This is a genomic window from Brevibacterium sp., assembly GCF_031179145.1.
GTDB lineage: Bacteria > Actinomycetota > Actinomycetes > Actinomycetales > Brevibacteriaceae > Brevibacterium.
This window is the reverse complement of record NZ_JAPSIB010000029.1, coordinates 21,186-27,185: the sequence shown is the minus strand read 5'-3', so window position 1 is coordinate 27,185 and position 6,000 is coordinate 21,186. Positions and strand designations below refer to the sequence as shown.

The window sequence follows — 6,000 nt, the reverse complement described above, 5'->3', positions numbered from 1 at the left end:
CCGAGCGGCCCGGCCAGGGGGTCGTCCTCGTCGAGCCACATGGCCTCGATCTCGGGAACATCGGCATTGGTGGGCACGTGGTACTCGGCGAGGTCGTGGTTGACGACGTGGCCGAAGCGCGGATCGAGTTCGCTGATCTCCATCAGCGCCATGCCCAGGCCCATCGTCATCCCGCCGATGAACTGCGAGCGCGCCGTGCGGGGGTTGACGATCCGGCCTGCGGAGAACACCCCGAGCATGCGGCTCAGGCGGATCTCCCCGGTCGCCTCGTGGATCCGGACCTCGGCGAAATGGGCGCCGAAGGAGTGGAGCGAGTGCGTCTCGGCAGCCGGGTTCTCTTCGGCCTCACCCTCGGCCTCGGCGCCGATGTCCGGGTCGCGACCATGCCGGGAGCGGAACGTCTTAGCCGCGGTGAACACAGCCGCGCTCCAACTCGCCAGCCCAGTCGAGCCGCCCGCAACGGTCGCGTTCGGGAGGTCGGTGTCGCCGATCCGCAGACGCACCTCGGCGCTGGGCACCTCGAGCGCATCGGCGGCGACCTGGGTCAGGGCCGTCCAGGTGCCGGTCCCGATGTCGGCGGCTCCGATCGCCACCTCATAGCCCTCGGTCGTCAACCTGATCCGGGCGACCGATCCCGCCTGCCGGTTCGCCGGGTACGTCGCCGAGGCCACGCCGGTGCCGATCAGCCACTCACCTCGGCGTCGGGAGCGCGGTTCGGGATCCCGCTCACCCCATCCGAACCTCTCGGCTCCGAGGCGAAGGCAGTCGGCCAACCTCCGCCGGTTGAACGGCAGGCCCGTCTCCGGGTCGGTCTGGGCGTCGTTGCGGATGCGCAGCTCGATCGGGTCGATGCCGGTCGCCTCCGCGAGCTCGTCCATGGCGATCTCGAGTCCGACCATGCCCGGTGCCTCGCCGGGGGCTCGCATCCAGGACGGGACGGGTACGTCGAGCGGGACGAGGCGCTGAGTCAGCCGCCGGTTGTCTCCGGAGTACATGACCTGGGCGGGTTTGATCGCCAGCTCGGGGAACTCCTTCGTCTCTGAGGACATCGCGACCGCGTCGAAGCCGAGCGCGGTGATCGTTCCGTCCCTGCGCGCGCCGAGGCGCACGTGCTGCAGGGTAGGTGCGCGGTAACCGGTGATCGAGAACATCTGCTGCCGGGAGACGGCGTACTTCACCGCTCGCTCAGGCAGCGCGAGAGCGGCCAGCACCGTGAGCATCATGTCCGCGTGCGGGAGGCCCTTCGAGCCGAAGCCGCCGCCCACGTGGGGACTGACGATGTGGATCCGGTCGGGGTCGATCCCGAGGATCGGGGCGAGAGTCGAACGTGCCGGATGAACGCCCTGGGTGGAGGTCCACAGCCTCAGCGCCGTCCCGTCCCAGCGGGCGATCGTCGTGTGCGGCTCCATCGGATTGTTGTGCTCCATCGGCGTGGAGTACCGGGCGTCGACGCGCACCTCGGCCTCGGCGAAGGCGGTCTCGAAGTCCCCCACCGTGATCTCGCCGGAACCGGATTCGGGTTCGCGGGCATCCGGATGGTCCTCACGCAGTTCGACGTCGTGGTCCTCCTGCGCATAGGTGAGAGTGATCAGCCCGGCCGCATGGCGCGCCTGCTCGGGAGTCTCGGCGAGGACGGCGCCGAGGTACTGGCCGCGGAATCCGATCTCGTTCGACCGCAGGATCGCGAGCTCGCCGTCCTCCGTGTCCGCGAGCTCGGGGGCGTTGGCAGGAGTGAGCACGTGGACGACTCCCTCGCTCGCCTCGGCGGCGGAGGTACCGATGTCGACCGCGCGGCCACGGGCGATCTCGGCCTGCACGGGGTAGAGGAACACCGGTTCGTCGACCGGGTGCTCGTAGGCGTAGGGGGCCAGGCCGCGCACCTTGTCGGGCCCGTCGAGGCGCACCGTGCCGGTGCCCACGGCCGAGGTCTGCAGCAGGTCAGCCATCGTCATCCGCTCCTTCGGAGGATCCGGACCGCCCGGCGAGTTCGGTGAGGACCGAGATGATCGCCCCTCTCGCCATCGGAACCTTGAACGCATTGCCGGGCAGCGGCTGGGCGGACTCGAGCTCCGCCTCGGCGGCCCGAGTGAAGGACTCCCGGTTCGGTTCGGCGCCCTGGAGCACCTCCTCGGCGCGGGTGGCGCGCCAAGGCTTGTGGGCGACTCCGCCGAGAGCGATCGCGGCCTCGCGGATCCGGCCCGCCTCGTCGAGGTCGAGTCGCGCCGCGACGGAGACCAGGGCGAAGGCGTAGGAGGCGCGGTCGCGGATCTTGCGATACGTCGAGCGTCCCCGACCGGGCGCGGGCAGCTCGACTGCGACGATGAGGTCGCCGTGATTAAGGACCGTGTCTCGGTTCGGTTCCTCGCCGGGCAGTCGATGGAGGTCGACGACCGGAATGCGGCGTTCCCCGTTCTCGGTGAGGACGATGACCTCGGCGTCGAGTGCGGCCATCGCGACCGCCATGTCCGAGGGGTGGGTGGCGATGCAGCTGGAGGAAGCGCCGAGGATCGCGTGATTGCGGGTGAAGCCCTCGAGCGCGGAACAGCCGGTGCCCGGTTCGCGCTTGTTGCACGGGGTCGAGGCGTCCTGGAAGTAGACGCAGCGGGTCCGCTGGAGAAGGTTGCCGCCGGTGGTCGCGGCGTTGCGCAGCTGTCCGGAGGCGCCGGAGAGCAGCGCGCGGGAGAGCATCGGGTAGTTCGCGCGCACCAGTGGGTGGGCCGCGAGATCGCTGTTGCGCACCATCGCTCCGATGCGCAGCCCGTGGTCGTCGAGCTCACTCACCTGTTCGAGGTCGAGGCGGCTGATGTCGACGACCAGGTTAGGGGCGATGATGCCGAGCTTGAGGTGGTCGACGAGGTTCGTGCCGCCTGCGAGGTAGACGGCGTCGGGACGGTCGGCGAGGGCGATCAGCGCATCGTCGGTGTCGGCTGCACGCTGATAGTCGAAGGGCCTCATCGCGACTCCTCGTCGCCGGCTCGAGCGGTCATCGGGTCCCGGGCTGAATCGTCGCGGGCGGCGGATCGCTGGCCGGCTCGCTTGCCGGTTCGCTGGGCCGCGACCTCGCGGACTGCAGAGACGATGTTGACGTAGGCGCCGCAGCGGCACAGATTGCCGCTCATGCGCTCGCGCACCTCGGCGGATGAGAGATCCACCGGAGCCTCGAGGTCCTCGGTCACGGCGCTCGGGGCGCCCCGGTCCGCCTCGGCGAGCATTCCGGCGGCCGAGCACACCTGACCGGGAGTGCAGTAGCCGCACTGGAAGGCATCGTGGTCGAGGAACGAGCGGTGCAGATCCGAGAGCTCGTCGTTCTCGGCCAGACCGTTCGAGGTGGTGACCTGAGCACCGTCGTGGGACAGCGCCAGCGCCAGGCACGAATTCTGCCGGCGTCCATCGATCAGGACCGTGCAGGCACCGCATTGGCCGTGGTCACAGCCCTTCTTGGGGGACATCACCCCCAGCCGGTCCCGCAGGGCGTCGAGCAGGGTGGTCCGGGCGTCGACGGTGAGCGTGTGCTCCGTGCCGTCGACCCCGAGGTGACGAGAGTAGTCCATGGAGACCTCCTCCGGACAGCAGCGTCGTCCGATCAGAGTATCGGCACGGCTGCGGCCGGACAAGGAACCGGGGAGGCTCACTCACCGTGTCCGCGAGGATGCTGTCAGACGTTGATCTTGACGTCGGCTTCCTTGCGCAGCTTCTCGGCGTACTTCTGGGTTGCCTCGGTCGACTTCTGACTCTTCACCTGCTCCTCGAGCTGCGGGCGAACCTTCTCGAGCGGAGGCATCTGCCCGGCCTGACCGGACTGGGCGCCCATCTGCTCCTGCTGGGTCTTCGCCTGCTGATAGGCGGCGCCGATCTCCTCGTCGCTGACCTTGAACTCCCCGTGCTCATCCTCGATGAGGGCTTCGATGCCGAGCTGGGTCTTCAGCTGCGAATCGACCGCGGCCTCGTCCAGACCCTGCTTCTTCATCGCCGCGAGGAAGTCCTTCTCACTCATCTGGCTCGACTCCGCGGCTTCCTTCAGACCCTTGTCGACCTCTTTGTCGGAGATCGAGATGCCGCGCTTCTTCGCCTCCTGGCTGAGCAGTTCGGTCGCGACCATGTTCTCTGCCGTCTGGGTCTTCAGCTGCTTCTCGTCAACTGGCTGGCCGGACTGCTGAGCCTGCATCGACATCTGCTGGAATTGGGTCTGGAAGAGCGGAATGAACTCGTCCTTCTTGATTTCGGTTCCATTGACGACTGCCACGACGTCGGGAATGCCGGAGACGTCGGGCTTGCCGGACTGTGCCTGATCCTGCTGGCCCTGCGCATCCTGTGCGCCGGACTGGCTCTGTCCCTGCTTCTCGCTGCTCTCGGCCGAGCTCGTCTCAGCGGACGAGGACTCGCTGCCCTGCTGCGCCGAGGCGCCGCACGCGGCCACGGCCACCATCGACGCGGCAAGCGTGAGGCCTGCCCACCATTTGATCTTCTGCACGTTCACTCCAGACATTCGTCGGCATCTCAGGGCCCTGCACCTCAGGACTCTTATCATCGGGCCGACTGGTCAGGCTAACAGTCGCGAGTCACCGCGAGATGTGCAAAGCATCCATGCCGCTTGTGACCTACCCTGAGGGGGACGGCGCCCTGAGTAGGAAGGCGCTGATGCCGACCGAGGAGAGACGATGTCGATTCCGGATTTCCGGACCGAAGCCCAGACCCTGCAGGACGAACTCGTGGCACTGCGCCGCACCCTGCACGCCAATCCGGAACTCGACAGGCATCTGCCCTTCACCCAGCAGACTGTGCTCGCGGAACTGGAGGGGCTCGGTCTCGAGATCACCACGGGCGAGGCTCTGAGCTCCATCGTCGCCGTCCTCAAGGGCGGCAAGTCAGGCGCCGACGGAAATCCCGGACCGGCAGTGCTGCTGCGCGGGGACATGGACGCCCTGCCAGTCGTCGAGGAGACCGGCCTCGACTTCGCCTCCACCAACGGGAACATGCACGCCTGCGGCCATGACATGCACACCGCTGGCCTTGTCGGCGCGGCCCAACTGCTCGCCGCCCACCGCGACGAGATCCCGGGATCTGTCATCTTCATGTTCCAACCCGCCGAGGAGACCGATGGCGGAGCCGAACCGATGATCGCCGAGGGTGTGCTCGACGCCGCAGGCGCCCCGGTCATCGCCGCCTACGGCATCCATGTCGAGTCGGCAGAGCGAGGCCGCTTCACCACGAAGGGCGGGCCGCTCATGGCCGGGTTCGCCGATCTGCACCTCACCGTCCACGGCGCCGGCGGCCACAGCTCCCAGCCCCAGGCCACCCGCGACCCAGTGCCCGCGATCGCCGAGATCGCGCTCGCTCTCAACACCATGACCACGCGGTCGTTCGACATTTTCGACCCGGTCGTCGTCTCCGTCACTCAGCTCGAGGGCTCCCAGGCCAGCAATGTCATCGCCGACACTGCGAAGCTGACCGCCTCGATCCGCTTCCTGTCCGCCGACTCCCTGGAGCTGCTCCGGGAACGCGTCCACGAGATCGCCGAGAACATCGCGAAGGCCCACCGCTGCACCGCCGAGGTGGACTTCCAGGTCGGCTTCCCCGTGACCGTCAACAACCCCGCCGAGACACAGAAGACTATTACGCGTCTTGGCGAGGTGTTCGGCACCGACCGAGTCGAGGAGATGGCGTTCCCTCGGATGGGTTCCGAGGATTTCTCCTATGTCCTCGAGAAGGTGCCGGGCACGTTCGTGTTCCTCGGCGCCGCCCCTGAGGAAATCGACCCTGATGCCGAGACGAACCATTCGCCCCGGGTCCAGTTCGACGACGGGCTGCTGGGCGATCAGGCTGCTGCGCTTGCACATTTGGCGTTCGCGCGGTTGGAGGACGAGGTGGGGTGAGGACAGGCGCCCGTAGTATGGGCATGGTCGGTCGGTAGTGCACTCAGACAGTGCCAGCGATACCCGCTTGAAATCCTCAATCGTAGTTGTGAGCAACTCGGAGTAGTTTGAACTGTGAGAAATCATG

Annotated in this window: 5 protein-coding genes; 1 reads left to right on the top strand and 4 read right to left on the bottom strand. The window is 67.7% G+C overall.

Translation table 11 applies throughout. The features are described from left to right. The 4 genes from RIT73_RS16235 to RIT73_RS16220 form a co-directional block, all read right to left on the bottom strand. Nucleotides 1-1,952, bottom strand: a 1,952-nt coding sequence (locus RIT73_RS16235; protein WP_309133143.1) for a xanthine dehydrogenase family protein molybdopterin-binding subunit, incomplete at its 3' end; no start/stop codon positions are given. Next, nucleotides 1,939-2,955 carry a xanthine dehydrogenase family protein subunit M gene (locus tag RIT73_RS16230; protein WP_309133142.1) on the bottom strand — a complete coding sequence of 339 codons (1,017 nt, stop codon included), beginning with the start codon at nt 2,953-2,955 and terminating at the stop codon, nt 1,939-1,941. The genes RIT73_RS16235 and RIT73_RS16230, both read right to left, overlap by 14 nt. Then, nucleotides 2,952-3,551: a 2Fe-2S iron-sulfur cluster-binding protein gene (locus tag RIT73_RS16225; protein ID WP_309133141.1), complete on the bottom strand. Its 600-nt coding sequence runs from the start codon at nt 3,549-3,551 to the stop codon at nt 2,952-2,954. The genes RIT73_RS16230 and RIT73_RS16225 overlap by 4 nt, the downstream gene beginning before the upstream one ends. 104 nt (nt 3,552-3,655) lie before the next feature. Beyond that, the gene (locus RIT73_RS16220; RefSeq protein WP_309133140.1) at nt 3,656-4,471 is read right to left on the bottom strand and encodes a SurA N-terminal domain-containing protein; all 816 of its coding nucleotides are present in this window, start codon (nt 4,469-4,471) and stop codon (nt 3,656-3,658) included. A gap of 187 nt (nt 4,472-4,658) precedes the next feature. On the opposite strand from RIT73_RS16220, the gene RIT73_RS16215 reads away from it, so the two are divergent. After that, nucleotides 4,659-5,873: a M20 family metallopeptidase gene (locus RIT73_RS16215; protein ID WP_309133139.1), complete on the top strand. Its 1,215-nt coding sequence runs from the start codon at nt 4,659-4,661 to the stop codon at nt 5,871-5,873. The last annotated feature ends 127 nt before the right edge of the window (nt 5,874-6,000 follow it).

Bases quoted from the DNA above. Each gene is read 5' to 3' on its own strand.
- RIT73_RS16230 (WP_309133142.1), bottom strand. From the start codon at position 2,955: ATGAGGCCCTTCGACTATCAGCGTGCAGCCGACACCGACGATGCGCTG.
- RIT73_RS16225 (WP_309133141.1), bottom strand. From the start codon at position 3,551: ATGGACTACTCTCGTCACCTCGGGGTCGACGGCACGGAGCACACGCTC.
- RIT73_RS16215 (WP_309133139.1), top strand. From the start codon at position 4,659: ATGTCGATTCCGGATTTCCGGACCGAAGCCCAGACCCTGCAGGACGAA.